Consider the following 26,164-nt stretch of genomic DNA (forward strand, 5'->3'; position numbering starts at 1 on the left):
GGTTGCCCGCTGGCCGCCCTCCCAAGCCGCCGGAGCCTTTTCATCCGCCGTACCGCACCGGGTCCTCATCCGCCCAGAGCCGGTGGCGAGGTGGGACCAAATCCCTCCGGCGTGGTCTCGGCCCGGTTTCGCGCATGCCGACCGGGCAGGCTATCGGCGGGAAGGAAACCGGCGGACCGCCTGACGGCGCGAACGAGCGCGGAACGGGCAGGGAGTGGCGATGCGAATCGGCTACAAGCTCATGACGGAGGCCTTCGGGCCGCGAGAGATTGTCCGACAGGCCGTGGCAGCCGAGGAGGCGGGCTTCGACTTCGTCGAACTCAGCGACCATTTCCATCCCTGGCTCGACGTACAGGGGCATTCCGCCTTCACCTGGTCGATGCTCGGCGCGATCGCGGAGCGCACCGAGCGCGTAGGGCTCGCCACCGGCGTCACCTGCCCGACGATCCGCTACCACCCGGCCGTGATCGCCCAGGCGGCCGCCACGGTGGCCCTGCTCTCCGACGGCCGCTTCACCCTCGGCCTCGGCTCCGGCGAGCGACTCAACGAGCACGTCGTGGGCCGGGAGTATCCGGCGGTCGCGCAGCGGCACGCCATGCTGCGTGAGGCGATCGAGATCATCCGCCTGTTGTGGAGTGGCGGCTACCAGTCGTACGACGGCCGTTACCTGCAGCTGGAGGACGCCCGAGTCTTCGACCTGCCCGACACTCCGCCGGAGATCGCTGTCGCCGCGAGCGGCAGTCCGTCCGCCCGGCTGGCCGCCGAATGCGGCGACGCGCTGTTCGCGACCGAGCCCAAGGCGACGATCGTCGAGGCCTACGTCGCCGCCGGAGGAGCGGGACCGCGCTACGCCGAGGTGCCACTGGCCTACGCCTCGGACGAGGCCACAGCGGCCCGGGGCGTGCTGGAGACGACCCGGTGGGCGCTCACTGGCTGGAAGGTGATGAGCGAACTGCCCAACCCGGTGAACTTCGCCGCCGCCACGACGACCGTCACCGAACACGACGTGACGGATCGGTTCGCCTGCGGCCCGGACCCCGACCGCCACCTCGCGGTCGCGGGCCAGTTCATCGATGCCGGCTTCGACCGGCTCGCGCTGCTCAACGCCGGGCCCGACCCGGACGCCTTCCTGGCGTTCTTCCGCACTGAACTGGCCGAACCGCTCCGCTCCCGGGCGGCCCCACTGGTCTCCGCCTGAGCGGGCGGCACATGGATTCGAGGAGAGGCGATCCCGCTGTGGTCCGACGTGACTCCCCCCGCCTACGCTGAATGCAGTGAGTGAGCGTGGGGTCTTTGACGCGGTGGCGCTGCTGACCGCGATGGAGCGGGCGGCGCCGGCCGACGCCGCGGACGTACTCACGACGCGGCTCCAGGAGGACCTCGGAGCCCTCGGCGCGGCGTTCCTGATCGCTGATTACTCAAGCGACGTCCTCGCCAGGTTCTCCAGGGCCCGCGACGGTGCGATGGTCATGGAGAAGGTGCGCATACGCGGCACCCTGCAAGGGCGGGTACTGCGCACCCAGCGCCCGTCCTCGGACCTCGACGGTGATCGGCTCCTCATCGTCGCGCCGGTCACCGCTCGTGGCGAGGCGATCGGGGTGATCGAGGTCGTTTTCCCCGCGCCCGCGGCCGAACACGGCGCCGGCGCGGCACCCGTCGGAAGCACCACCGCGGATCTCGACCACCTGACGACCGAGATCTCCCACGCCGCACATCTGTTCGCCTACACGGTCGTCCTCAACCGCCGCTACACCGACCTGTTCGAATGGGGACGACGTTCGGTACCCCTCGAACTCGCGGCCGAGATCCAGCGCAGGCTGCTGCCGGACTCGTTCACCTGTGAAAGCGCGCAGGCCACGATCGCCGGCTGGCTGGAGCCATCGGCCTCCGTCGCGGGGGACACCTTCGACTACTCCTTCGGACCAGGCGACCTGTACCTGTCGCTGACGGATGCGATGGGTCATGGGCTGGCTGCCGCCCTCCTGGCCACCGTGACGGTCAACGGTCTGCGCAACGTCCGCCGAGCACCGGGCCCACGGGATCTGGCGGCCACGGCCGACCACGTGAACGCCCTGATGGTCGAACACTCCAACCCGGAGCAGTTCGTCACCGGCCTGCTGTTCCACATCGACCTGCCCACCGGCGCGTTGCGTGCTGTCAACGCCGGCCACATCCCCTTCTACCTCCTGCGGGATGGCATGGTCGAGGAGATCGGCTGGCCGCCGGAGCCCGCGTTCGGAATGTTCCCGGAAACCGCCTACGCCGTCCATCACCTACAACTGCGCGCAGGCGACCGCCTGCTTCTCGTCACCGACGGAATGGTCGACCGCAACGCCGCCCGGATCGACCTGCCCGCACAGCTCGCGGCGAACAGCCACCTGCACCCGCGGGAACTCGTCCAGCACCTCGCCAGGCTCGTTCTCGACGCCTGCGACGGCGACCTCCAGGACGACGCGACAGTCATGTGCCTGGACTGGCACCAACGCAGCGGACGACAGCGCCGGGTCTCCAGCGGAGCCGACCCCAACCGCGCCTCCAGCCCCGAACGGTGACGCCACCACCGGCGGTGGCGGAGCGGCAGGGCTACTACTTGATGACGGCGTCGACAGTCTTCTTGAGGGCGCTCGGTTGGGCCGGGCTGTCCGGAGCCTTCGCCTTCGCTTCCAGCAGCCGTTCCCCGATCTCGGACAACTGCTTGCGGCCGAGTGCCTCACGAACCCGGGGAAACAACTCCCGCTCTTCCTCGTCGATGTGACGGGTCACGCTCTCGATCAGAACCGCAGTCTTGGGATCGAAACGCTCCGCCTCCGGCGAGAGCGCGGCCAGCTCCGCGGCAAGGAGGTCCGCGACGTGATGCTCCTCGTACGATTCAAGGATGTCGCCCTCCAGCGTCGGCAGCAGACCACACACCTCCGGATACATGACCTCGTTCTCGATGTAGGTATGCACCGTGAGCAGTTCGATGATCTTATCGACAAGCCTGCCCTTCGTAGCGTGAGCGTTCTTCCCCGCTTCCTGGAAACGCTTGAACGCAGCTTTGATCGCCTTGTGATCTTCCTTCAGGAGCACGATGGCGTCGGTCGACATTTCATCTCCTCCAGATCTTGACGAAACGAGCTCCGCACAGCCGTTCCCAGGCCCTTGGCAACGTCGCGCGACACGTCAGGCATCAGCGTCGCCCGCGAGCCCCGCGAGATCCACGGCACCCGACGCCGTCGGCGCGGCGAGGGCCGTGACCGTTGCCCAGCCCTGGCGGAGCAGCTCAACGTCGCTGCATGGGCCAGCGTCTTCCGAGACTTCACTGAACGTCGTGGTGACATAGCCGCGTCCCCGCTCGCCGATTCGAGCCTGCACCGCGCCGAAAGTGGCCAGGCTCGCGGGCCGCAGCCCAAGCAGCCGCTCGGGCGGCAGGTCGGGCACATTGACGTTGAGCAGAAACGGTGGTCCCTCGTACGCCACCAGCCAGCTGATGGCACGGCCGGCGACCATCGCCGAGGACTCCCAGTGAGAGGGCTCCGTCGCGACGCACGAGATCGCCATCGCCGGCAGTCCGTGGGTGACGGCGGTGAGACCCGCGCCGACCGTGCCGGAGTGCAGTACGGCCTGCCCGGCGTTCGGCCCGTGGTTGATTCCGGACAGCACGACGTCGGGAGCCGGCCCGAACGCACCGCGGACGCCGACGAAGACAATCAGCGCCGGGGATGCGTCGGCGGCAAGAGCCACCGCGTCTGCGAGGTGGTCGAGGCCTGCGGCTGCGGCCACATCGTCGAGCGCGCGCTCGGTGACGAGGAGGCGCCCGTCCGACTCCAGGGCGGACAGCGACGCACTGCTCCCGCTGCGCTCGCCGTCCGGCGCCACCACGGTCACCTCCAATCCGTGGAAGAGGGCGGCCTGTACGAGGACGCGCAGACCACGGCTGTCGACCCCGTCATCGTTCGTGATCAGTGCGTGCATCAGCGCGCGGTCCCCCGTTCACCGGGCGGACATCCACCCGTGTGGCCAGGCGTTCGATCAGGTCCCGTTCGCCGGTGGCGAGGCCGTGCCGGGTGGTGTTCAGCGCACCGGCCGCGGCGCCGAGCCGCAGCGCCCGGTCCAGGTCAGCGCCGTGGGCCAGCGCCGCCGCCATACCGGCCGTCATGGAATCACCCGCGCCGCGATGGTCGAGCATCGTGAACCGAGGCGTGCGGATCTCGACTTCCCGGTCGCCGACCAGCACCAGCGCCGGCTGTTCCGCCCGCGACACGATCACGACCTCCGCGCCGGACCGAGCCAGCTCCGTCATGACCGCCCGCAGTTCCTCCGGCTCGTCGGAGCCGGCATGCCCATCGCGGATCAGATCATCATGACTGACCTTGAGCACGGTGACTCCGCCGGCCAATGCCGCCAGCAGGCAGTCTCCCGACAGGTCAGCCACCACCCGGGCGCCCCCGCCCCGCAGGTCCGCCGCGAGCCTCCGATAGGTATCTGCGGGCAGGATCTCCTCGTTGTCCGGGCCGCCGAGAACCGCCACGCCGGCGTCAAGCCCTTCGACCAGCGCCGTGTTGTACAGCTCGTCGAGTTCGTGACGGGTCAGCGACGGCGCGGACGTGGTAGCCACGACCTCCCGCCGCCCGGCGCGCCGGTCATGCACATAGCCTCCGTTCTCCCCGCTCACCGTGACCGGCCGGACGACGATGCCGCTGCGCCTGACCAGCGTCGTGAGCACCGCACCCGTCTCCCCTCCAAACGGCGCGCACAGCCGGGCCTCGACATCCATGATCGCCAGAAGATGCGCGATCCACACACCTTGCCCACCGGCATGCACATGGATGTCACTCGCGTCGTCCGGGCGCGCCTCGATCGTCACCGTCAGCAGCGGTGACGGGGCGAAAACCATGGCGCAAGCCGACCGCGGCCGCCCGGCAGGGGTACTCCCCGGTCGCGAACACTCCACGACGAACCCCGTCACCCCCTGAGGCTGCCCGCTCGCCGAAGGGCCAACCGGGGTCGCACCGCCGACCTTCCGCCTGAAAGACGGAAGGTCGGCGAACGTGGCCGCGGCCGCGGGTCAGCTGCCGGGGAACGCCCCGGGGTCGACGGAGCTCGTCGACGCGTTGCCGCTGATGACCCCGTAGAGAGTCAGCTCGTAGCTCGTGTACTGGTCGTACGAGAGCGTCTCGTCGAACTTGCTGAAGTCGCAGTCGCGGGTGAAGCGGGCGTTCGCGTCGTCCCAGTCGGTCCCGACCGTGTAGAAGACCTCGTAGGTCCCGTCGGGGATACCGTCGGCGGTCGTCGAGCCGCCCGCCTGGACATACACGTTGCGGATGACCTCGGTGCCCTGGGTCAGCTTCACCACCGCGTCCGCGTCGGACGAGGCGTTGACGGTCAGCTCCCCGCCGCCGCCGCCGCGCCCGCCGGGCAGGCTGCCGTTCGCGGGACGACGGGTCTGGTCCGGCGTGCCGACGGGAAGGAACGCGCCGACCGTGAAGCTCCGGCCCGAGTCGGCGGTGGTCAGCTCCTGCGCCGCCTGGCGCACCTGGTTGGCGCCGTCGGCGCTGGCCGCCCTCGGCAGCCCGGAACCACCCGTGCACAGTTTCTTGTCCTGCGCGTCCTGGGACAGCGAGGTGAGGTCTCCGGCCAGTTCGTCGAGCGCCTGGCGCAACTTCCCATGGGCGGCGTCGACGGTCTCCGGTGGGCGCACCTGCGCGAGCTTGTCGGCCTGGCTGGTGAGGCTCGTGGCGGTGGCGGTGAGCGCGGTCGACAGGTCCTCGGGCGTCAGCGCCGCCCCGACGCCGTCGAAGGCGGGATCGAGCGACTTGTCCAGATCCGTCAGAACGCCCTGGTAGGCGTCGGGTGTCAGCCGCGGTTCGTCGGAGCCGCACGCGACGAGGCCGGTGGCGAGAACCGGAAGCAGGACGAGCAGGAAGGTGTGGCGTCGCACCGTTGGAACCCCTCTATGCGCAGTACGGGCACTGAGAGGCTATTTCCGGTCACCTTCCGCAGATGAATTTGTCACGTTTTCGACACATCAGGACACGAAAGATGGCATCACCGGGACCCCTGATCCGTCCCGGCGAGATCGGAGAACACCGGGGACGACGGTGCCGCGCGGCCGGCGTGGCACGGCACCATCGTCAGATCACGGGGTCAGATCACGGGGTCAGATCACGGGGTCAGATCACGGGGCTCAGGTCCGGAACGGCCCGGTCACCTCGAAGGTGATGCCGCCGGAGGACGATCCGGTGGTGCCGCGCTGGGAGGAGAAGTAGAGCCGGGTGCCGTCCGGGGAGAACGCCGGCCCGGTGATCTCCGACGAGCCGTGGCCGGACAGGCGCAGGATCGGCGCCACGACCTCGGTCGGCGTGATGATGCAGATCTCCAGGTTGCCGCCGTCCTCGGCGACGTACAGGTCGCCGTAGCTGGAACCGGTGATGTTGTCCACGCCGGTCAGCGGCGCGGTGCCGCTGGTCACCAGCGAGTCGTCGTAGGTCAGCTCGAACGCGTTGGTGGCGCAGTTCAGCTTCCAGACCCGGTTGTCACCCTTGGTGGTCCACCACACGGTGTCGTTCGCGTAGTGGACGCCCTCGCCGCCGTTGAAGTGCTTCGCCGCGGAGACCTGGTTGCGGGTCGCGGTCGGCGAGCCGTCCGGGTCGGGGACGGTCTGCCAGGTCGCGGTGCCCGAGGTGCCGGACCCGGCGCACAGCACCTCCAGGGTTCCGCTCGACAGGTTGCCCCAGGTCGTCGGCCGGAACCGGTAGAAGCAGCCGTTCGAGTTGTCTTCCGTCAGGTAGATCACCTGACGGACGGGGTCGCAGGCCGCGGCCTCGTGGGCGAAGCGGCCCATGGCCGGCCGGGCGACAGCGGTGGCGCCGGTCGCCGGGTAGGTCTCCCACACCCGCCCGGTGGAGGTCTCCTCGCAGGACAGCCAGGTGCCCCACGGGGTGGCGCCACCGGCACAGTTGCTGCTCGTGCCGGAAAGGATGCGCTGGGCCGAGGTGACGGTCCCGGACGAGTTGAAGCGCAGTACCGAGGCGCCGCCGGAGCTGCTGCCGACCTCCGAGTTCGACACGTACATCCAGCCGGTGCCATTCGTGTAGCAGGCCCCGCCGTCCGGAGCGTTGTGCCAGGTGTAGCTCGTCCCGGACACCGTCTGGCCGGACCTCGCGATAATTCTGCTGGTGAATCCGGACGGCAGCAGAACACCATTGGCATCCGCCGCGAGCAGAGCCCCGTAAGGGCTCGTTCCGGGCTGCGCGGGGGCCGCCATGGCGACCTCCAGAGCAGTTCCGGAGAAGGCCATAACGCCCGCACCGACAAATGCGGAACGTATGAATGACCGCCGGTCGACCATCGATCCTCCTGGATTTTGGGCAGCGATTGTTCACGAACTCCGGGCCGCCCGAGGGACGATAGTCACCCCGCAATCACGCCACCAGCCACCGTCTGGTGAACATTCGGCGCCCCCAACGAAAATCCGTTGAAACATCACGCTAATCACCAGCACACACCGAGTTCACCTACTCCACGCGACCGAGGTGGGGTCGGGGCGCCGGCGCGAGCCGCGAAACCGTGCCGGCGACCGACTGTCTTCCACCCGACACCCCCCTTCCCAGCTGGCACCAGGGCCACGGAGGGGAAGGACAGGCCACCGGGACGCGCCGGCGCGCACTGGCGCTCGTCGGCGGCAGCCGGGTGCCGCACCGCCGCCGGAACACAGCTCCGGAAGGCCGACGAGTCGCCGTGGGTGCAGGTGCGGTCACCAGCGCGAGTTCGACGTCTCGGTCGGCAACAACCCGGGCACCGCAGCGGAAGGCGATTCGGGACAGGTCGGCACGAGCCCCGCGGAATGAGGCCGCCGCACCCGGCGGCGAAACGCTGGCGCACGGCAGCCGGACCGCCACCGGAACCATAATTGGCGCGAACCCTCACCCGACGTCGGTGCGGAAAATCACGCGCCCTCACAGCATGACCTGGATAACATGCCCCCATGGCTACCGCGAATCATCCTGGTTCCCAGGACATGATTTCTCGTCCACGTGACTCACACAGGTCGGGCGGGGCGGCAGTAAAGGCGCCGGAACTCGTCATCCTGCTCAGCCCGTCCGGCGACATCATCGGTACCACCCCAAAAGCCACCGTCCACGGGCCGCAGACTCCGCTGCACCTCGCGTTCTCCTCCTACGTGTTCGACGACCTCGACCGTCTTCTCGTCACGCGGCGAGCGCTGGAGAAGACCACCTGGCCGGGAGTCCTCACCAACACCTGTTGTGGGCACCCCGCCCCCGGCGAGGATTTCCGCGAGGCCATCACACGTCGGCTCGTGCAGGAGCTCGGCCTGCGGGTGGGGCGCATCGACCTGGCGCTGCCGAAGTTCCGCTACCGCTGCGTGATGGACGACGGAACGGTTGAGAACGAAATCTGCCCGGTGTTCTTCACCCGCACTTCCGGACCTTTCCAGATCAACCCCGAAGAAGTGGCCGAGGCATTCTGGTTCCCCTGGTCGAACTTCGTCGAGGACGTTATGAGCGGGGCACTCGCGATCTCGCCCTGGGCGCGGCTTCAGGTCGAGCAGCTCCGCGCGCTGGGCCCCTCACCGCGGAACTGGCCGTCCGCTCCCGACGAGGAGCTGCCCCCGGCCGCCCGCCAGAACACCGCAAGCCTCGCCAGCTGACGACGGACATCGGTCTGGGTCGGGGTCGGGGTCGGGTGCCATGGTCAACCCGACCCCGACCGGCGTCGGATCAGGCTCAGTCGAACTGGACGTTGCGGATGACGCACCGCAGGTCCTCCCCATCCGCGGCACCGGCGACCGACCAGTCGGTGGATGCACCCGCCGGCACGTCCGGCACCTCGACGACCTTCGTGTCGACAACGGTGCTGTCGTCGGTCACGAAATCAACGACGATCCGGTAGGCACGCGGCTGACTGCCCTGGTTCCTCACCAGGCCGCCGAAAGGCCAGGCACCGTTGTCGCGGTCACAGCTGCCTGCGACGACATCCGTGCGAGCGCCCTTCTTCGGGTCGTAACTCGGCACCGCCGCGGCGGGAAGAGGCCTGCTGTGCGGCACCGCGGACGTGCCGCGCCCGGGCGCGGACGCGGGAGACGGGCTCCCGCTGGCACAGCCGGCCAGCGCACCGACCGTGAGCACGCCGGCCACCGCGGTCGACCCGATCCGCACCAGGCGCGCCCGGGCCGATGACCGCAGTCTCCCGCCAGACCCGCTCATCCGTAGCTCCCCACCTCCGCCGCGCACGGCGTCGCCCGTCCGGGGACCCAGGTCGTTCAGGTCTCCCGGACGGGCTTTTGCGCGACCAAGCGCCAGCACTCAGAGTGATGATTTGACGATCGTTTGGTAACAAAGGGCACCGGCTGAGGATCAGCGCCATCCTGGCGGCGGGAGCATTCCGCCGCCAGGCGCCGGCTCAGCTGGCGATCAGCGTCACAGCGTCACGAGTTCCTCTTCGTGTTTTCCGGGTGTCCCTGCGGCCGCACGGCAGATGACGGCGGGCAACGCCGAGACCACGGCCCGGTTGGCACTGATTGCCGCTCTGCGGCGGACCGGTTAGGTTCCGGGCTGGCGGAGAGGAGCGCGCGGTGTCCCAGACCATGACAGCGCAGGGCCTGACCAGCATCGTCGATGATCTCCTGGCCGCACATCCACCGGCGGCCACGGACCCGCGCACGTTCCTCGGTGCCCGGTTCGACGCCGGCCTCGCATGGGTCTGGGTAGGCCGCGACGACGGTGGCCGCGACGCCGATCCGGCACTACAGCCGCTCGTCGAGGCACGGCTGGCCGCCGCCGGCGCCCCGGCCCCGTTTCGGTACAACCCCATCGGCATCGGGATGACCGGGCCCACCCTGCTCTCCCACGGGACGGCGCAGCAGCGCACCGCCTACCTGCGCCCGCTGTTCACCGGCGAAGAGGTGTGGAGCCAGCTGTTCAGCGAGCCATCCGCCGGGTCCGACGTCGCCGGCCTCGCCACCCGGGCCCGACGCGACGGCGCCGGCGGCGACTGGATCATCGACGGGCAGAAGGTCTGGACGTCCTTCGCCCACCTCGCCCGCCGTGGCCTGCTCCTCGCGCGTACCGACCCGAGCGTGCCGAAGCACGCCGGGCTCACCGCGTTCGTGGTCGACATGGCCGCGCCCGGCGTCCAGGTGCGTCCGCTGCGGCAGATGACCGGCGAGGCCGAGTTCAACGAGGTCTTCTTCACCGAGGTCCAGGTTCGGGACGCGGACCGGCTCGGCGCGGTCGGTGACGGATGGCGGGTCGCGACCAGCACCCTCATGAACGAGCGTGTCTCGCTCGGTGGCGCCCTCGGCCGCGGCGACTCCGGGCCCGGGGCGGCCCTGCTGGCCGCCTACCGTGAGGCGAGCGAGCGGGGCGACGGCAACGCGGTGCGCAGGGACGAAGCGGTGCGTCTGTGGATCGAGGCAAACGTCAACGCGCTGACCGCCGCCCGGGCCGCGGCGGGCGGCGCCCGCGGGCGCCCCGGGCCCGAAGGATCGGTGCTGAAGCTGACCGGCACCGAGCACAGCAAGCGGGCGGCGGCCTATCTGCTCGACCTGCTGGGCAACGCGGGCGCGCTCATCCCGGAGTACCGGATGACACGTCCGGACCTGCCGCTCGGCGGCGACGGCCCGCGTGACGCCGCCCAGATGTTCCTGCGCTCCCGCGCGAACACCATCGAGGGCGGAACGTCCCAGATCCTGCGCAACATCCTGGGTGAGCGGGTGCTCGGCCTGCCTGGCGATGTCCGTGTCGACAAGGGCGTGCCCTGGCGCGACGTCCCCCGCTGACCTCAGCCCTCGCGGGCACCCCCGCTGGCGGCGACGCCCTCGGCCTGCCGCGGCCGCCTCGGCGACCCCTGCCGACCCGCGCCCGACACCGAGCCCCGACCGAACCCCGACCCGACCCGACCCGACGAACTCATCAGACCTGTGGAGGAGCACCGTGGGCCTCGTGTTCTCCGACGAGCAGGAGGAACTGCGCCGCACCGTGCGGTCCTTCCTCGAACGCACCTCGCCCGAGTCCGAGGTCCGTCGCCTGATGGAGACCGCCGACGGCTACGACCCGGCGGTCTGGCGCCAGATGGCCGAGCAGCTCGGGCTGCAGGGGCTGCACGTGCCCGAGGAGTACGGCGGCTCCGGCTCGGGATTCGTCGAGCTCGGGATCGTTCTGGAGGAGATGGGCGCGTTCCTGCTGTGTGCGCCGTACCTCGCCTCCGCGGTGCTCGCGACCGGCGCCCTGATGGACGCGGCTGACCCGGCCGCCCGCGCGGAGCTGCTCCCCGGGCTCGTCGACGGCTCGTCCATCGGCACACTCGCCTTCGCCGGCCCGACCGGGCGCGTGGACACCGCACCGGCACCGGCACCGACGGCAGGCGGCGGTACCACCGGGGTCGCAGGTAGCGCGGGAGCCGAGGGGGCGGTGGGGCACGGCGAGCCGCTGATCGTCGCCACCCGTTCCGGTTCCGGCGACGGTGCCTACACACTGCGCGGGACCAGGCATTTCGTTCTCGACGGCGCGGTGGCCGACCTCCTCCTGGTCACCGCCTGGGCCGACGGGGGCCTGTCGCTCTTCGCCGTCAGCGGTGACGCGCCGGGGCTGGTCCGGTCACCGCTGCCGGTGATGGATCTGACCCGCAAACAGGCCGATCTGACGTTCAGCGGGACACCGGCCCGGCTGATCGGAGCCGAAGGGGACGCCGGGCCACTGCTGACCCGAGTGCTGCGGCTCGCCTGCGTGGCGTTGGCGAACGAAAGCGCCGGCGGTGCCAGGGCCGTCCTGGCACAGGCCGTGCGGCACGCCCGCGAGCGCGTCCAGTTCGGCCGGCCGATCGGAAGCTTCCAGGCCGTGAAACACAGCTGCGCCGACATGCTGGTCGCGGTCGAAGGCTCCCGGTCGGCCGCGTACCACGCGGCGCAGGTCGCCGCGTCCGGTGACGCCCGTTTGCTGGCCCGCGCCGCGGCGATGGCGAAGGCCTACGTCGGCGAGGCGTACTTCTCGGCCGCCGCGGAGAACATCCAGATCCACGGCGGCATCGGCTTCACCTGGGAGCATCCGGCGCATCTGTACTTCAAGCGGGCGAAGACCTCGGAGCTGCTGTTCGGCGACCCGGTGCATCACCGGGGCCTGCTGGCCGACGAGCTCGAGATCTAGCGGGAGTCATCGCTCGCCAGCAGCTGTGCCAGCAGTTGTCAGTACGACGCGGGCAGGACGGTGAGAATCGGCGGTGCGTCGAGGTCGTCGGGCGGGTCGAGGAAGGACAGCTCGGGGACCGGCAGCCCGACGGCATCTCCCAGACCCATGAGACCCGTGCCGATCAGAACCAGCCCCAGCCCGACGGCGAGCGGCGACGTGGCCGCGACGAGCAGCAGGTCGCGCCGGTCCGGGACCGCCGCGTGCGAAGGGTCGCCGGGCCGGTAGACCACCGTCACGAGGCTGCCGACGGCAAGCTCCCGGCCCACTGAACTACAGGCCTTCACCACCCGCCGCTCACCGGCGCCGGTCACGAAGCTCACCCACGGGGTGCAGGCGACGGAATCGGTATCCCGCTCGATATCGACTCCGACGACCAGCGCCTCCGCGACAAAACCCCGGCGGCGCAGCCGCCGCATCTCGAAGTAAAGGCGGAACGCCCTGGACGTCGCGACGAGCACCGCAATCCCGAAAAGAATCGAGAGAACGCCCCCCGGCGGACTTCCAAAAAACTCCATATTGAGCCCTTCCCATCTCACGGCGCATGGTCAGGGGCACCGGGGTCCCGAGCCGACGACGAAAAGGGCTCATTCCCGATGATGCTCCCGGTCCGGAGGCCGTAACCGGTGTCTGGGCGTCAGGTGTTGGGCAGTCGGCCGGGAGACAGCTGTCGGACGCCGCTCTTCGCACCCACCACGTGGCGGGCCCGATCCGGCGCGGCGGCGGTTACCAGGCGGGGAAGTCGCGCTTGCGGATCAGGCAGTGCACGCCCTTCACGTCGTCGACCACCTGGCTCACCATGAAGTCGGCGGCGGCGGAAAGATAGCTGTAGGCGACCATCACCGGCACGTCCCGAACCTGGCTGAGCACCCGCAGCGCCTCCCGAACCGCCAGCCGCATTGCCTCGTCCAGGTCGGTGTGCAGGCCGACGGCGATCCAGTGCTCGGGCGTCTCACCGAACGGCCCGCTCACCCCCGCGCCGAACGGTGCCGCCTCGTCACCGGTCAGCACGGTGAGGCGCACGGTGGTCCGCAGCGATGCCTCCAGGGCCGTCAGGGAGACCTCCCCGTGCCCCTGGGCGAAATGCGGATCCCCGGTGTAGAAGCCCGCGCCCGGGACCTGGACCGGCAGGTAAAGGGCTGTTCCGGTGACGAGGTCGCGAACATCGAGGTTGCCGCCGAACGGGCCGGGCGGAACCGTGTTGAGCGCCTTCTCCCCCACCGGGGTGACGCCGGTGAGGCCCATGAACGGCGCGATGGGGAAGGAGATCTGCCGCCCCGCGCCGTACCGCATCACCGCCCGGCCGGCCGCCACGTCCACATCGCAGAACTGGCTGTAGCGGTCGGTGAGGACGCCGTCGTCGTCGATGGGCAGCTCACCGGGCAGCGCGCCCCGGCCGTGCCGGCTGGAGACGAGCCCGTAGGGAACCCGCGGGATCAGCTGCAGGTACTCGACCTTGAGGACGTCGCCGGGCCGTGCTCCCTCGATGTGAACCGGCCCGGTCACCACGTGCGGGCCGTCCAGACCGCGGTAGTGCTCGACCTCCCTGGCGATGTCGATCGCGTCCTGGAGCACGGCGTCGCCGGCCACATCATGACCCGCCCAGAAGGCCTTCGGGTCCCGGCCCTGATCCTCCATCAGACCCTCATGGGACACGGTGTCGACGGTGATCGTGGCACCGGAGGCCATCTGCAGCACCGGCTCGGTCGCCGCGGTGGGCAGGCGGCCCCAGGTGACCGTCTTCGGCGACGAAGGCAGGTAGTGCTGCCCCGGCCACTCCCCGGTCCCACACTGCAGTACGGACATGATGACGCGCTCCCTAGTAGCTCGTCCGGGCTCGGAGCACAGGCTTACCGACCACGGTCGATCCACCCAATCCCACCAGGAAACCGCACGTCACGTCCCATATGAGCGCCCCGTCTCACACCTTGGAGGGCACGGCCCCGGCGCTCGAACCACTCGGCCCGAAACGTTCGGTTCGGATCCGTTCGGATGCGTGGCCGATCTCGACCAGTGCGTCAGCGACCGCCTCGACGAAGCCGGTCGGGCCGCACACATAGCAGGTCGGCTCGAACTCCGGTGGCCAGCCGGCCGCCGCCAGATCCTCGACGCGCAGGCGGCGCGGCGGCGACGTCCAGTGCTCGGGGACAGCCCTGGTGTAGGCGATGGTCACGTCCAGCCCGGGATCACGGCTCGCCCCCGCGCGCAACTCGGCAGCGTAGTAGAGATCGCTCGGTGTGCGGACGGAGCAGACCAGGCGGAACGGGCTCCTGCTGCCGGCGGCGCGGCGCGCCCGCACCATGGCCATCAGCGGCACCAGGCCTGAGCCGCCCGCCACCAGCAGCACCGGCGCGGTGTCGGTGGGCCGCCAGACGAACCAGCCACCGATCGGCCCACGCAGCTCCACCGGGTCACCGATGGAGTAGGTCTCCGTCAGGTACGGGGAGACCTCGCCACCCGGTACCCGCTGCACCGTCAGCTCCAGGCGATCACCGTCAGCCGGTGCGGCCAGCGAGTAGCTGCGACGGGTGCTGTAGCCGTCGGCGGCGGTGAGGCGCAGATCCACCCGTTGGCCCGCGAGATGCCCCGGCCACCCGGGCACCTCCAGCACGAGGGTGCGGGCGGTGTCGGTCTCCGCCCGGACGGCCACGAGGCGGGCGACCCGCCAGGCGAGGCGCTCGCTCAGTCGCCCTGGTAGCGCTGCTCCAGCCACGGATCACCTCGATCATGGTATCCGGCGAGCTCCCAGAAGCCCTGCTCGTCCCGATCCAGCAGGCGGATGCCGCGCACCCACTTCGCCGATTTCCAGAAGTACAGGTGTGGCACGAGCAGTCGCGCCGGGCCGCCGTGCTCGGGTGCCAGCGGGGCGCCGTCGTAGCGGTGCACCACCCAGGCCTGCCCGTCGAGGAGATCGGCGAGCGGAAGGTTGGTGGTGTACCCACCGTACGAGTGCACCAGCGCGTACTCCGCGGCCGTCTCCACGCCGCCGAGCAGAGTGTCGAGGCTGACGCCCTCCCAGGTGGTGCCGAGCTTCGTCCACTGGGTCACACAGTGGATGTCCACCGTCGGCGACTGGCTGGGCAGCCGCAGGAAGGCGGCCCAGTCCCAGCGGTGCTCGACGCCGGCCTCCGTCGTGATGGTGAACTCCCAGTGAGCCTGCTCGACCCGGGGGGTGGGCCCGGCGGACAGCACGGGAAAGTCCTCGGCAATGTACTGGCCGGGAGGCAGCACCGCCCCGGCGGAGCGAGGTCGGCCCTGAAAGCCCGGAGACACGATTCCCACCTCAGGACTCCTATCACGCAACCCGCACCCGAGCTCGGGCCACTGTGGCGTTGTCACGCGGGCCACCGCGACACTCAGACCACTGTGCCGCTCAGGCCACTGTGCTGTTCAACCCACTGTGCCGTTCAGGCCACTGTGCCGCTCAGCCACTGTGACGTTGTCGCCAGCCTTGCCGGCCCTCTGATGAGGTTGGCGCCCTCTGATCCGACCGGGCCGCGGCGCGGGGCGTGTCGGCTGCCGGTCACCGCTCGCGAGCCGGTTACTGATCGGGATGAGACCCGTCGCGTCGCCCGGGGTCGGGGGGTCCCCGGGCGACGTCTCGATCTTTTCATCACCGAGGGCGCATCGGCAATGACGGACAGGTGCGATCCCACTACCTTAGGACGTTAGTCCCAGGACGAAGGTCCCCGGTCGACCTTCTGTAGGTCCTACGAAGGCCGCCGTTTGATTCTGATAGTCGATACGCGACGCAGAAATCAGCTCCTGAGCGTCCCACAGCGCGGCGCCGGCCGCAGCACCTCGAACCGAGTGCCGTCCGAACTCACCCGCATGAAGGTGTAGCAGCGCCCGAGCTCGCCAAACGACGTGGCGAAATCGATCGGTTCGGGCAGCAGGCCATCCGCGGAATAGTCACGCACAGCACGCAGACCCTCGACGAAGCGCTGCCGGGTCGGGCACGGGCCAGCCGCTGAGAGACCACGGAGAAACATGTCGGCCGTGATCCACCCGGACAGCGCCGCCTGCTGGTTCGCCGTCGGCAGGTAAGGCGCGTAGCGGGCCATCGCCTCGAGGAAAGCCCGATGACCGGGCAGCTCCAGCTCGAACGGCTGGTAATCCACGAAGAGATTGACCCCGGCCAGGATCGTCCCGAAGAGCTTGAGCATGCTCTGGTCGTAGCCGGACGGCGTGAGGATCACCCGCAGCTTCGCCCCGGCGGCGTGGGCTCCCAGCACGACCTGGCCGAACGCCGCGCCGGTCACCGCGCCCACCAGGGTGTCGGCCCCGCTGTCGCGCACCTGGTCCCCGATCGCGCGAAGGTTGATGGGGCCGGTCGCGTCGACGGTGCCGACGACCCGCACGCCCGCGATCTCCAGACTCGCTCTCAGCTCCTCGGCGAACTCGCCGGACGCGGCGGAAAGGCTCGTCACCACGATCAGCGCCGTCCGGCCGCCCTGCTCCGCGACGAAGTCCCCCCAGGTGGAGACGGAGCTACCGTCCGCGATCATGTTCGAATAGCTGAACATGTTGTCGTAGACGGTCCAGGCCGGGTCGAGCGAGGTCCCCGTGACCGGGACACCCTTGCTGTGCAGGTACTCGGCGGAGCCCGCGGAAGCCGTGGTCGACTCCATGATCCCGAAGACCTGACGCTGCTCGACGAGCGTCCGGGCGGCCGCGCGGTTCGTGGCAGGCTGTGAACCGTCGTCCTGGCGCAGGTAGGTGACACGGCGCCCATGGACACCGCCGGCGCTGTTCGCCACGCCGAGACGGGCCTCCACGCCGGCCCGGAACGGAGCGAACAGCGAGGCCGCGTTGCCGGAGTCGGGATACAGCAGCCCCACCCGCACCTCGTCCGCGGTCACGCCCGGGGTGCCCGGGCAGGCGGCTCCCGTGCCACTCGGCGACGGAGGCTGCGCGCTGCTCGCGCCGAGAACGCACGATGCGGCGGAGCCGCCCAGGACCGCGGCGAGCAGCGCGGCCAGCACCGCCCGCGCCCCGCGGCCGCGCGCTCGCAGCACCCGGCCGCGGACTCGCGGCATCCGGTCACGCGCTCGCGGCGGCGGACCGCATGGTCCGGACCCGGCCGTCACAGCGGCCGAGACTTCGGCACGGTTCGTCCCAGGTCTGGTACGCACAGCACCACAGTGACCCACCAACGTCACCGCCTTGCGCCAATCCGTGTTATCTGTGAACTTCCACTATCAGGCCATATATGACGCAACCCTTCGGCAAGGCTCCGCGTGGGATGTGTCCGCTCGTAGTCGCCGTCGCGCTACCGCCGATTTCTGTCGCACCCGCGGGGGACGATCTCCGAGAGCTGATCGACTGGATCTCCCAAGGAGTGATCATGTCGTTTGCGGCAGTCCGCGCCGTCGGCCACGGCAGGTAGGAGGGCAGCGGCGATGAACAGCCGAACCTCACCGGCGCCCACCGGTGGTCGCGGCGAGGAATCCCGCGGCGTGCCCCTGGCACCACGTCTGATGGCACTGTTGTTGGCCCGCCTCACCGCCAGTCACAGCGCCCGGCGCGGAGTCCGCTTCTTCGACGACCAGGGCGGCCGGCTGCTCGCCATCGTCGGGCTCGACCTGGTCGGTGCGTTGTCGATGGCCGTCGCGCCCTTCGTCCTGCGCACCGTCGTCGACGACGGCCTGCTGGAGGACGGCTCCGCGCAGGGCAGGTCGGCACTCGTCGGGCAGGTCGCGTTGCTGCTGCTTGCCTTTCTCCTCCAGGCCGCCCTGGGCGCGGCCTCGACCCTGGTCGGCGCGGGCGTGGGCGAGCGGGTCTCGATGCGGGCCACCGTCGCTGTTCATGACCACCTGCTCCGTCTCCCGTTCTCCTTCTTTCCGGGCCAACGGCACGGTGACGTGCTCACCCTCTTCGGGGCCGACATCGCGGAGGTACGCAGCGCGGTGTCGCTGTCGGTTCCGCGTGCGATCAGCGCGGCGGTGACCGCGGTGGTCGGGCTGGTCAGCATCGCGGTGCTCGAATGGCGCCTCGCTGTGGTCGCCGTGTGTCTTTCGCCGTTGGTCTTCGGGCTGATGACGCTCGGCCGGCGGCGAGGTCGCGAACTCACCCGAGAGCACATCAAGCTGCGGTCAGCGCATTTCGCGGTGATCACCGACACGACGGGGGTGTCGGGGGCACTGCACGTGCGGCTGTTCGGCCGGAGCCTGTACGAGTCCGACCGCCTTGCCGGCATCGCCGCGCAGACCAGCCAGGTCGCCCTGGAGCGGATCAGGGTGTCCGCCAAGGCACAGCTCATGTCCTCCGGCGGTGCGGCCTCGGCCATCGTCGCGGTCATGAGCGTCGGGATCTGGCTCGTCAGCACCGACCGCACGACCGTCGGCACCCTGGTCGCCTTCGCGAGCGCGCTGTTGTTCGCCTACCGCCCGGTCACCGGTCTGGCCGAGAGCCGTGCCGATCTCATCGAGGCCGGCGTGGCGTTCGACCGGATCTTCGGCCTGCTCGATCTGCGACCTGACCTGCGGAATCTGCCGACCACCACTACCACCGGCGGCAGCCCGGTCGTCCCTGCCCGTTCCAGGCCGCGCGCCGACCCGGCGGCCCCGGGCAGGCGGGCCGTCGGCCCTCCAGCGGCCGGTTCGGGTTCGGGTGCGGCTGTGGGTGGCCCCGTGGTTCCGGCCCCGCGAGCCACGACCACGCCGCGGGTGCGAACGCCGCTCGGCGAGCAGCGGGCCGTACCAGGCCGATCACCCGTGCCGGGTCCAGGCGCGATGCCGGGTCCAGGCGCGATGGCGGATCCAGTCGCGATGCCGGGTGCGGGAGGCCGGAGCCCGGCACCACGCGATTCCGATCCCGCCGGCCCGGCCATGCAGGCACCGGAGATCACCGTCGACGGGGTGTGGTTCCGCTATCTCGGTGGCCGTCAGAACGCCTGGTCCGCGGCGGGGCGAGACGTGCGGCGTCGGTGGTGGTACGTCGAGGATGAGGACGAGGCGGATGCCGAGACAGCGGAGCCGGCCGGCGACGAGGTCCGGTGGGCGCTTCGTGATCTGCACCTGACCGCTCGCGCGGGTGAGAAGACGGCGGTTGTCGGAGCGAGCGGTGCCGGCAAGACAACCCTCGGCTACCTGCTGTCCGGAGTGCATCTGCCCGACCGGGGGCGATTGCTGCGCGACGGTGCCGACTTCGCGGAACTCAGCTGGGGCGAGCTCCGCGCGACCATCGGCGTCGTTCCCCAGGATCCGTATCTGTTCAACGACACCATCGCCGCGAACGTCCGCTACGGGCAGCTGGGCGCGAGCGACGAGGAGATCACCGCGGCCGTCACCGACGCAGGCCTCGGTCCGCTGCTGACCCGGCTGCCCAGGGGCATCGCCACGAAGGTCGGGGCTCGGGGCTACCAGCTCTCCGGCGGTGAACGCCAACGGCTGGCCCTCGCCCGTGTGCTCATAGCCGACCCACCCGTGCTCATCCTGGACGAGGCGACCTCGCAGCTCGACGCGGCGACCGAGCACACCGTCCAGGAGGCACTGGGCCGGCTGGGGGCCGGGCGCACCCGCATCGTGATCGCACATCGCCTGTCCACCATCGTCGACGCCGACCGCATCTACGTCATGGGCGACGGCTCGGTGGTCGAGCAGGGCCGCCATGTCGATCTCGTTCAGGCTGGCGGTGCCTACGCGCGCCTGTACAACCGTCAGATCCGCGGAGATGCGGACGCGGCCGCCGACGATGTCACCAGAGCAGATGAAGCTGGCGTCCCGTGATGGTCTCCTCGCCGGCTTCGGCCGCCGGCGCCACGCGCTCGAGATCAGTTGCCGCGGCCGCTGTCGCCACGCTGTTCTCGCCCGACCCCGACCCCGACCCCGGGCTTGGGCTTGGGCTTGGGGCGCAGGGCGACAGACTGTGCAGCACCTCGGGAAGGTCCTCGGCATGCACCACGGTGAGAGCCCGGGTGGCCCGGGTCAGCGCCACATAGAGGTCAGCCAGGCCCCGCGTCGGCCCAGCCACGATCTCGGCCGGTTCGACCAGGACCACCGCGTCGAACTCCAGCCCCTTGGAATCGGCCACAGTGAGGACCACGACCGGGGCGTCCAGCAGGTCGAGCTCCGGGCGGGCCCGACCTGCACGTGCGTGGCTCGACCCGTCTGCCTCGGGCTCGTCTGGCTGGCCCGGTGCCGCAAGCGCCGGTGCCGCGTCGCGCAGAGCCGCCCGAAGGACCGCGACCCGCCCCGGTGCGCTGATCACCGCGACCCGCCCGCCGCTCACCTCCGCCGCGGCGTCGATGGCGGCCGCGACCACGCCGCGCACAAGCTCGCCCTCGGCCGCCGAACCACCCGCCGCTACCGAGGAACTCCCAGCCGGTACCTCCCCCGCGCTCACGGCGATCCGCACGACGCGGGGGCGCCGCCCCACCGAACGGACTGAGCGCGGCGCCTCGGCGGCCGGGTCGGCGGCGGTCAGGACATCGGCCGCGACGTCCATGATCTCGCTGGGCGTGCGGTAGTTCACGGTGAGCCGCTCAACGGCGTAGTGGGTCACCGCCGGCCCCAGCAGTTCGCCCCAGCTGGTCGGGGCCCCCGGGCGGGCACCCTGGGCCAGGTCGCCCACGAGGGTCGCCGTCCGGCCGGGGCACCGCCGCCACAGCAGGCGCCACAGCATCGGCGAGACCTCCTGCGCCTCATCGACGATGAGGTGCCCGAAGGTCCAGGAACGATCACCGCTCGCGTGCTCGGCGGCGGCACGGCGCTGCCGCGGTGCCGTCCAGCGCTGCGCGATCGTGTCCGCGTCGATCCTGTCGTTCAGGCCGAGCATCTCCAGCACCCCGTGGGCGTACTCGCGCTCCGCCGTGCGCTCCGCCTCCACCCGCCGCTCCTCCGCCCGGCGGGCCTGTTCGTCGAGGTCGCCGAGCAGTTCCGCCGCCTCGTCGAGCAGCGGAACGTCGGCCGGGGTCCAGCGGACCTCCTCGGCCTTGGCTCGGCGCAGCAACGCACGCTCGGCCGCGGTGAGATGGGTGCCCGCCGCGCGACCGAGCAGGTCGGGCGAGGCATAGAGGTCGGCCAGCAGCCGGGCCGGGGTGAGCACCGGCCACAGGTCGTTCAGCGCCCGGCGCACCTCGCGGTCCGTCCACAGGTCCGACCGGATCTCGCCGCGCTCCTCCTGGTCGAACAGCCCCTTCGGCAGCTGGGTCACGACCTGGTTCGTCAGCACGTTCAGCAGCTCGCGCAGGAAGATCCCACGGGCGGAGTTGTGCGGGCGGCGACTGCGGCGGGCCCTGGTCCGGGCCCGGGCGATGGTGTCCCGATCGAGCTGGAGCTCGTACTCACCGTGGCGCAGCCGAAGCCCGCGGCCGGGGACTCGCTGCCGGTCCCGGACCGCGCCGGCGATCACCGCGGCCATCCGCTCGTCGCCCTTGAGCACAGCCACCGCGACCGGTTCCTCGCCGGTCGCCTCGATTCCGGGGAACAGCCGCGCCGGCGTCGCGAACATCACCCCGGTCTCGCCGAGGGAAGGCAACACCTGCTCGATATACCGCAGGAAGACAGGGCTGGGGCCGACCACGAGCACACCGGAACGCAGCAACCGGTCGCGGTGGGTGTAAAGCAGGTAGGCCGCCCGGTGCAGAGCCACCGCGGTCTTTCCGGTGCCAGGCCCGCCGTCGACGACCAGCACCGCGTTCGCGTCGGCGCGGATGATCCGGTCCTGCTCCGCCTGCAGGGTCGAGACGATGTCGTGCATGCGTCCCGTGCGGGGCGCGGAAAGTGCCTCCAGCAGCATCGTGTCCCCCGACTCGGGCACGTCGCTGCCAACACCAACCCCAGCGCCAGCTCCAACTCCAGCACCGGTTCCAGCGCCGGTTCCAGCACCGGTTCCGGCGCCGGCGCTCGCGGCGGCCATGAACGCCTGCGGGTCCAACGGATCGTCCGCGATGCCGGTGACCCGCCGGCCGCGGGTCCGCAGATGGCGCCGACGCACCAGCCCGCGCGGGTCGGCGATCGTGGCCTGGTAGAAGGCGGTCGCGACAGGAGCACGCCAGTCCACCAGGATCGGCTCCTGCTCCTGGTCGGAAAGCCCGATCCGGCCGATGTAGGTACGGCCCCCGTCGACGTTGTCCATCGCTCCGAAGCACAGCCGCCCTTCGGCGGCATCGAGCCGCGAAAGCCGGTCGGCATGCGTCGCGGCAAACACGTCGCGCTCCACGATCGACTGCGGAGTACCGGTGCCGGCCTCCATCAGGACCTGCCTGAGCTGGGCACGCGTAGTCTCGCGGATCTCGTCGAGGCGCGTGTAGAGGGTGTCGACGTAGGCCTGCTCGCGCGCAAGCTCCGCGTCACGTGTCGTCGGCACCTTGTGTTTCCTTCCCCACGGCTGGCTGGCCGAGGTCGAAACGGGCGGCGGATGGCCGATGGTGGGCCCGTACAGCCCACCACACTCAGATCATCCCGTCTGATCATCCCGTCTGACGACGCCCCGGCCAGGACGTGTCCTGGAGGCCCGACCGCCGCCAGGCGGCCGTCCAGGCCAGCACCCCACACGCCGACACATCGACCACTGCGGGGCGAGGCATCGACGCGCGGCCGCGGACGCGACTTTCGTCCCACCACACACGCTACGTCCGTCCGGCCGGCGGAGGACGGATGGAAGACGTGACGATGAACGTTTTCTCCCGGACGCCCGGCCGGCCTCATCCTCCGTGGGAGGCCGCCTGCCTGCGCACCTCCTCGGCGTCGTGCTCGAGCCGGGTGCGCACCAGCGCCGCGACCAGCCGCGGGATGTCCTCGCGCTCGACCAGCGCGCTCAGTGTCCGGACGTCTCTGGGCAGCCCCAGGTCGCCCGCCGACTGCAACGCACGTTGATCCGCGTAGGGCACCAGTTCGTCCCATGCCGCCTGGGCTTCACGCAGGAAGATGTCCGCGCCCACCGGCCCGATTCCCTTGATCTTCTGGAGCAGCAGCCGTTCGCGTTCCGGCGTGTGGTCCGCCTCGTCCCGCAGGCGCCGGATGTCGCCGTCGTAGGTGTCCAGCAGATAGCCGCACGCGTCGGCGAGGATGCGCGAGGTGCTCTCGTCGTAGCGCGCGTAGCCGCTCTGGTTGAGCACGCGGGTCCGGTCGGCCCAGCTCGTCTCGCTCATCGCGGCAGCCGTGGTGGTCCAGCCCTGCTCGCGCAACGCCCGGAAGGCGTCGACGGCGACTGACGTACGGATCCGCGCGCTCGCCAGCAGAGCGAAGAGCAACAGCTCGAACATCGCCTCGGCCGTGTCGGCGGGGACGTCCACACCGAGCTCGTCGGCGAAGGTGCGGCCGTGCCGCGCGAGCAGCTCTCCCACGACCACCTCGGGGTCTGTTCCAGCCATGAAGCTGGGTTACCCGCCGTCAGGCCGGCCGACGCTCGGCTGTCAAGCCCAGGTGCCCCCGATCCTGAGCCAGCCCGGACGTCTCAGTCGCCCCGGACGTCTCAGTCGTCCCGGAGGTCTCAGCCAGCCCAGAAGTCCTCGATCAGCCGGACGAGCTCGTGCGGCCGGTCGCTCTGTACCGAATGCCCCGCACCGGCCACCACGACGGTGCGCATCGACGGCAGGTGGCGGCGGAACCGCTCGACGTCCTCGTCGTGCACGAACGGCGACTCGCCGCCCCGCACGAGCAGCAGCGGAGCGGTGATCGCGCCCACCTCCTCCCACAGCTGCCCCATGTCGAGGAGACTGTTCTTTCCTGTGCTGGCGTTACCCAGGTCGTAGCGCCACGCCCACCGGCCGTCGGGCCGCTGGTAGGCGTTGTGACGTACCCCGCGGCGCACGCCCGACGCCGGGCGGTGCGGGCTGAGGCTGATCGCGGCCTGCGCCATCTGTTCGAACGAGTCGAAGGTTGGCGGGCCGCCGACCAGCGCCACCGCGCCACGCTGTGTCGTGCTCATCGCCTGGACTCTGGCGGCCGACTCCGGGGTGACGTCCACGAGCACCACCCGTGGGCACAGGTGCGGGCGGGTTGCCGCCAGGCGGATGGCCGTCGCGCCACCCAGCGACATCCCGACGACGAGCTGGGGTTTCGGCGCGACGGCCAGCATGCCCGCCGCGATCGCGTCGGCGTTCGCCCACGGCCCGTAGTCCCGGTCCTGGCGCCAGGAGGAGTGCCCGTGCCCGGGCAGGTCAAAGGCAACGGCCGGACGGCCGAGCGCCAGCACCACCGAATCCCAGGTGTGGGCGTTCTGTCCGCCGCCGTGCAGGAAGACGACCTCGGGTTCGACCGAGCCCCACCGCAGGTAGCTCAGCCGGCGCCCCGGCTCGATCTCGAGGTGACCGCGGCGGACGTCCGGCCGGCCATGGTGCGGAAGGCCCAGCTCCTCCGCGTTCTCGTGGAGCAGCCCGAACTCGTCGTAGTCGATGGTGGCATCAGGGTGCTCGACACCCGGCGCGTTCGTACCCGGCGCATCCGTCACGTTGCCGCCTCGCTCTCGTCACCGTCAGTTCGGTCGCCGGGAATCGCGGCCAAGGCTACCCGGCGGTAGGTTCAAGGAGTTCAAGGAGAATGTAGGACCTGTCGGGCCTTTCACGTGTCGATCCGGGGCGCGTCACGTGTCGATCCGGGGCGCGCCGGAACGCCGGCCGGGATGACGGAGGGACACCATGAGCTTCAGTCTCGACCTCACCGACGAGCAGACGGAGCTGCGATCGTGGGTGCATGGCTTCGCCGAGGAAGTGGTGCGGCCCGCCGCCTCCGAATGGGACGAACGGGAGGAGACTCCCTGGCCGGTCATCCAGGAAGCGGCGAAGATCGGCCTCTACAACTTCGACACGCTGTCCACGCTCTGGTTCGAGCCGACGGGGCTGTCCCTGCCGATCCTGTCCGAGGAGCTGTTCTGGGGCGACGCGGGCATCGGCATGTCCATCATGGGCACCTCCCTCGCGGTCGCCGGGATCGCCTCCTCGGGCACACTGGAGCAGGTCGGTGAGTGGGTGCCCGCCTGCTTCGGCGACGCCGCCGATCCGAAGGTGGCCGCGTACTGCGTCTCCGAGCCCCACGCCGGCTCCGACGTCTCGTCGATGCGGGTCCGGGCTCGTTACGACGAGGCCACCGACGAATGGGTCCTGAACGGCCAGAAGGCGTGGATCACCAACGGCGGCATCGCCAACGTGCACGTCGTCGTCGCCTCGGTGGACCCGGCGCTGCGGGCACGCGGCCAGGCGTCGTTCGTGGTCCCCCCGGGCACTCCCGGCCTCAGCTCCACTCGGAAGATCAAGAAGCTGGGGCTGCGCGCCTCCCACACCGCCGACGTCTTCCTGGACGACGTCCGCGTCCCGGGGCGCTGCCTGCTCGGCGGCAAGGAGAAGCTGGACGAGCGGCTCGCCCGCGCCAGGGAGGGCACCGGTTCGGCGGGGCAGACCGCGCTGGCGACCTTCGAGATAAGCCGCCCCACGGTCGGCGCCCAGGCGGTGGGCATCGCCCGCGCCGCCTACGAGTACGCACTCGACTACGCCCGCGGCCGCGAGCAGTTCGGGCGCCCGATCATCACCAACCAGGCCGTGTCGTTCGCGCTCGCCGACATGCGGATGGAGATCGACGCCGCACGGCTGCTGATCTGGCGCGCGGCCTGGATGGGGCGCAACGAACGCGAGTTCACGGCCGGCGAGGGCTCGATGTCGAAGCTGAAGGCCGGCGAGGTCGCGGTATGGGCGACTGAGAAGGCCGTCCAGATCCTCGGCGGAGCCGGCTACAGCCGCGAACACCCCGTCGAAAGAATGTATCGAGACGCAAAAATTTACACCATTTTCGAGGGCACGTCGGAAATTCAACGGCTCGTGGTCGCCCGAGCGATCTCCGGAATGCGCCTGTCCTGACCCTTCCTCCGGCCGGCGCGTCCCAACCACCGCGACCGGCGCTGCCGCTGGACAAGCTCCGAGGGCTCTGATCGCCGGGGAGTCCGCCACAAGATCACGAGCTTCGCGTTGGCCGACATGCCGGTGGGCAGGCATTGAGGATTTTGGTTACGTGAACGACCAAAATCCTCACCTTTTGCCGATCACT

21 protein-coding genes are annotated in these 26,164 nt (G+C 70.5%); 7 read left to right on the forward strand and 14 right to left on the reverse strand.

Translation table 11 applies throughout. The features are described 5' to 3' along the window. The first annotated feature begins 220 nt into the window (after positions 1-220). Together AWX74_RS31520 and AWX74_RS31525 are read left to right on the forward strand one after the other, a co-directional pair. A complete protein-coding gene (locus AWX74_RS31520) occupies positions 221-1,198 on the forward strand; it encodes a TIGR03557 family F420-dependent LLM class oxidoreductase (protein WP_091284289.1) in 978 nt (325 codons plus the stop codon). Positions 1,199-1,274: 76 nt separating this feature from the next. Continuing rightward, on the forward strand, positions 1,275-2,552 hold the full coding sequence (locus AWX74_RS31525; RefSeq protein WP_311983904.1) for a PP2C family protein-serine/threonine phosphatase: 1,278 nt from the start codon (positions 1,275-1,277) through the stop codon (positions 2,550-2,552). A gap of 34 nt (positions 2,553-2,586) precedes the next feature. Here AWX74_RS31525 and AWX74_RS31530 read toward each other — a convergent pair whose 3' ends face one another. The 5 genes from AWX74_RS31530 to AWX74_RS31550 all read right to left on the reverse strand — a co-directional run bounded on the left by AWX74_RS31530 (position 2,587) and on the right by AWX74_RS31550 (position 7,330). Continuing rightward, positions 2,587-3,087: a hemerythrin domain-containing protein gene (locus AWX74_RS31530; protein ID WP_091284212.1), complete on the reverse strand. Its 501-nt coding sequence runs from the start codon at positions 3,085-3,087 to the stop codon at positions 2,587-2,589. 75 nt (positions 3,088-3,162) lie between these two features. After that, a complete protein-coding gene (gene surE / locus AWX74_RS31535; RefSeq protein ID WP_091284214.1) occupies positions 3,163-3,954 on the reverse strand; it encodes a 5'/3'-nucleotidase SurE in 792 nt (263 codons plus the stop codon). Further along, the gene (locus tag AWX74_RS31540) at positions 3,929-4,876 is read right to left on the reverse strand and encodes a PfkB family carbohydrate kinase (RefSeq protein ID WP_091284217.1); all 948 of its coding nucleotides are present in this window, start codon (positions 4,874-4,876) and stop codon (positions 3,929-3,931) included. Before AWX74_RS31540 ends, surE begins: the two co-directional genes overlap by 26 nt. A gap of 171 nt (positions 4,877-5,047) precedes the next feature. Further along, positions 5,048-5,920 (reverse strand): hypothetical protein, encoded by an 873-nt coding sequence (locus AWX74_RS31545; protein WP_091284219.1) that lies wholly within the window; start codon positions 5,918-5,920, stop codon positions 5,048-5,050. A gap of 246 nt (positions 5,921-6,166) precedes the next feature. Continuing rightward, complete coding sequence (locus AWX74_RS31550) at positions 6,167-7,330, reverse strand: alkaline phosphatase PhoX (protein ID WP_091284221.1); 1,164 nt, start codon at positions 7,328-7,330, stop codon at positions 6,167-6,169. A gap of 669 nt (positions 7,331-7,999) precedes the next feature. Between AWX74_RS31550 and idi the strand changes: the two genes are divergently transcribed. Next, positions 8,000-8,650 carry an isopentenyl-diphosphate Delta-isomerase gene (idi, locus tag AWX74_RS31555; protein ID WP_091284223.1) on the forward strand — a complete coding sequence of 217 codons (651 nt, stop codon included), beginning with the start codon at positions 8,000-8,002 and terminating at the stop codon, positions 8,648-8,650. A 76-nt stretch (positions 8,651-8,726) separates the two neighbouring features. On the opposite strand, the gene AWX74_RS31560 is transcribed toward idi, so the two are convergent. Next, positions 8,727-9,206, reverse strand: coding sequence for a hypothetical protein (locus AWX74_RS31560; protein WP_091284225.1), 480 nt, complete (start codon positions 9,204-9,206; stop codon positions 8,727-8,729). Between the two features lie 368 nt (positions 9,207-9,574). Between AWX74_RS31560 and AWX74_RS31565 the strand changes: the two genes are divergently transcribed. Both AWX74_RS31565 and AWX74_RS31570 read left to right on the forward strand, forming a co-directional pair. Further along, positions 9,575-10,780: an acyl-CoA dehydrogenase family protein gene (locus tag AWX74_RS31565; RefSeq protein WP_207550460.1), complete on the forward strand. Its 1,206-nt coding sequence runs from the start codon at positions 9,575-9,577 to the stop codon at positions 10,778-10,780. 154 nt (positions 10,781-10,934) lie between these two features. Beyond that, complete coding sequence (locus AWX74_RS31570) at positions 10,935-12,143, forward strand: acyl-CoA dehydrogenase family protein (protein WP_091284227.1); 1,209 nt, start codon at positions 10,935-10,937, stop codon at positions 12,141-12,143. Between the two features lie 38 nt (positions 12,144-12,181). Here the strand turns inward: AWX74_RS31570 and AWX74_RS31575 are convergent, their stop codons facing one another. The 5 genes from AWX74_RS31575 to AWX74_RS31595 form a co-directional block, all read right to left on the reverse strand. Beyond that, complete coding sequence (locus tag AWX74_RS31575) at positions 12,182-12,643, reverse strand: DUF3592 domain-containing protein (protein WP_091284229.1); 462 nt, start codon at positions 12,641-12,643, stop codon at positions 12,182-12,184. 265 nt (positions 12,644-12,908) lie between these two features. Continuing rightward, positions 12,909-13,988, reverse strand: a complete 1,080-nt coding sequence (locus AWX74_RS31580; RefSeq protein ID WP_091284231.1) for an acetamidase/formamidase family protein — start codon at positions 13,986-13,988, stop codon at positions 12,909-12,911. A 115-nt stretch (positions 13,989-14,103) separates the two neighbouring features. After that, positions 14,104-14,895: a ferredoxin reductase gene (locus AWX74_RS31585; protein ID WP_091284233.1), complete on the reverse strand. Its 792-nt coding sequence runs from the start codon at positions 14,893-14,895 to the stop codon at positions 14,104-14,106. Beyond that, positions 14,865-15,464 carry a molybdopterin-dependent oxidoreductase gene (locus AWX74_RS31590; RefSeq protein WP_091284235.1) on the reverse strand — a complete coding sequence of 200 codons (600 nt, stop codon included), beginning with the start codon at positions 15,462-15,464 and terminating at the stop codon, positions 14,865-14,867. Before AWX74_RS31590 ends, AWX74_RS31585 begins: the two co-directional genes overlap by 31 nt. Before the next feature lie 476 nt (positions 15,465-15,940). Further along, entirely contained in the window at positions 15,941-17,221 is a 1,281-nt protein-coding gene (locus AWX74_RS31595) for an ABC transporter substrate-binding protein (protein WP_091284237.1), read from the reverse strand. Between the two features lie 363 nt (positions 17,222-17,584). Between AWX74_RS31595 and AWX74_RS31600 the strand changes: the two genes are divergently transcribed. After that, complete coding sequence (locus AWX74_RS31600) at positions 17,585-19,912, forward strand: ABC transporter ATP-binding protein (RefSeq protein ID WP_091284239.1); 2,328 nt, start codon at positions 17,585-17,587, stop codon at positions 19,910-19,912. On the opposite strand, the gene AWX74_RS31605 is transcribed toward AWX74_RS31600, so the two are convergent. The 3 genes from AWX74_RS31605 to AWX74_RS31615 form a co-directional block, all read right to left on the reverse strand. Further along, positions 19,881-22,493 (reverse strand): HelD family protein, encoded by a 2,613-nt coding sequence (locus AWX74_RS31605; RefSeq protein ID WP_091284241.1) that lies wholly within the window; start codon positions 22,491-22,493, stop codon positions 19,881-19,883. The genes AWX74_RS31600 and AWX74_RS31605 overlap by 32 nt on opposite strands. Positions 22,494-22,830: 337 nt before the next feature. Continuing rightward, positions 22,831-23,499, reverse strand: coding sequence for a hypothetical protein (locus AWX74_RS31610; protein WP_054564517.1), 669 nt, complete (start codon positions 23,497-23,499; stop codon positions 22,831-22,833). A 119-nt stretch (positions 23,500-23,618) separates the two neighbouring features. Beyond that, a complete protein-coding gene (locus AWX74_RS31615) occupies positions 23,619-24,578 on the reverse strand; it encodes an alpha/beta fold hydrolase (protein ID WP_207550461.1) in 960 nt (319 codons plus the stop codon). 187 nt (positions 24,579-24,765) lie between these two features. On the opposite strand from AWX74_RS31615, the gene AWX74_RS31620 reads away from it, so the two are divergent. Next, entirely contained in the window at positions 24,766-25,977 is a 1,212-nt protein-coding gene (locus tag AWX74_RS31620; protein ID WP_091284243.1) for an acyl-CoA dehydrogenase family protein, read from the forward strand. Positions 25,978-26,164 lie beyond the last annotated feature (187 nt).

The organism is Parafrankia irregularis, assembly GCF_001536285.1.
Lineage (GTDB): Bacteria > Actinomycetota > Actinomycetes > Frankiales > Frankiaceae > Parafrankia > Parafrankia irregularis.